General features: G+C 64.5%; 2 protein-coding genes. Both read left to right on the plus strand.

What is annotated here, in order from left to right:
- The first annotated feature begins 16 nt into the window (after positions 1-16).
- The gene (locus tag DBR18_RS22475) at positions 17-1,402 is read left to right on the plus strand and encodes a UbiD family decarboxylase (RefSeq protein WP_108591966.1); all 1,386 of its coding nucleotides are present in this window, start codon (positions 17-19) and stop codon (positions 1,400-1,402) included.
- 11 nt (positions 1,403-1,413) lie between these two features.
- Positions 1,414-1,820: UbiX family flavin prenyltransferase (locus DBR18_RS22480; RefSeq protein ID WP_218277868.1), on the plus strand; the 407-nt coding region annotated here is incomplete at its 3' end.

Below are 1,820 nucleotides of genomic sequence, written 5' to 3' on the forward strand. Positions count from 1 at the left end.
GTTACGAGGTGAAACCATGACCCGTTCGACGCTCGGCGATTCTCAGGACTTTCACGTGTTCATCGACGCCTATCGCCGTGAGTACCCGGACGATGTGCTGACCATCACTCAAGCAATTTCTGCCGATCAGGACGTCACCGCCCTGGTCGATGCCCTCGCCGCACAGGGCCGCGATCCGCTGCTGATCTGCGAAAACGTCGGCGGTCTCAAGGTGCCGGTGGCGACCAATCTGTTCGCCTCCCGCACCCGCATTGCCCGGTTGTTCGGCGTAACGCCTGCACAACTGCACGAAACCTTCCAGCGCCGCGCCAACCAGCCCATCGCCCCGCGCTACGTGGAAAGCGGCCCGGTGCTTGATGAAGTGTTCGAAGGCGAAGCCGTGGATCTGGCGCTGCTGCCGATGCTCAAGCATTTCGACAGTGACCGCGGCCCGTACATCACCAACGCGATCATCATCGCCGAAGACCCGCAGACCGGCATCGCCAACATGAGCTACCACCGCTCGATGCGCCACGCCCGCCAGTCCCTGGCGACCAGCCTGCACTCGCGCGGACACCTGTGGCGGATGCTGCAGACCGCCCGTGAACGCGGCGAAGAATTGCGCGTGGCGATGGTGGTCGGCGCGCATCCGCTGTTCATGCTCGCGGCGGCGGCGCGTTTGCCCTACGGCAGCGATGAACGCGCGGTGGCTGGCGGGTTGTTCGGTGCGCCGCTGGAACTAATCAAGACCCCGCGCTATGGCATCGGCGTACCGGCTTACGCCGAATTCATTCTCGAAGGCGCCATCGACCCGACGGCCTACGCCGAGGAAGGCCCGTTCGGCGAGTTCAGCGGTTATTCATCGGATCGCTCGACCAACAACGTGCTGCGCGTCGACACCCTGTTGCGCCGCAAGGATGCCTGGCTGGTGGACGTGATGGGCGGCCGCTACGCCGAGCACCTGACCCTCGCCCGACTGCCGCGCGAAGCGGAAATGAGCGAGAAGCTCAAGGCGCGTTTCCCCACCGTCACCGCCGTGCACTACCCGAATTCCGGCACCCACTTTCATTGCTACGTGGCGCTGGATCAGAGCCGCGACGGCGAGGCGCGGCAGGTCATGCTGGCCCTGCTCGGCTGGGATCCGTACCTGAAAAACGTGATCGCGGTGGACAGTGATATCGACATCACCGACGACAGTCAGGTGTTGTGGGCACTGGCTACGCACTTCCAGCCGCATCTGGATATTTTCGTGATCGATGGCTTGCCCGGCAGTCCGCTGGATCCGTCGTCATCGGTCAACGGCACCACTTCGCGCATGGGCCTTGATGCCACACGCGGTTCAGGCTTCGACGGGATCAAGGCGCAGCTGGATCAGGACGTGCTCGAACGTGCGCGGGTGTTGCTCAAAGGCCTGGCATCGTGAACCGCCAGCGGATGGTAGTGGGCATCAGCGGCGCGTCCGGCTTCATCTACGGCGTGCGTCTGCTGCAATTGCTCGCCGAACTGGACATTGAGAGCCACCTGATCATCAGCCGCGCTGCGCTGCTGACCATGGCCCACGAAACAGACTACAAACTGGCCGATGTCACTGCGCTCGCCAGCCACTACCACCGCGCCGACGACGTCGCCGCCGGGATCGCCAGCGGTTCGTTCCGTTGCCTGGGCATGGTGGTCGCGCCGTGTTCGATGCGTACCCTGGCGGAGATCGCCACCGGCACGTCTTCCGGGCTGATTGGCCGCGCTGCCGACGTCACCCTCAAGGAACGCCGCACCCTGGTGCTGATGGCCCGCGAAACCCCGCTGACCCTCGCCCACCTGCGCAACATGACGGCCGTCACCGA

Origin of the sequence: Pseudomonas sp. HMWF021 (assembly GCF_003061005.1) — a bacterium.
GTDB lineage: Bacteria > Pseudomonadota > Gammaproteobacteria > Pseudomonadales > Pseudomonadaceae > Aquipseudomonas.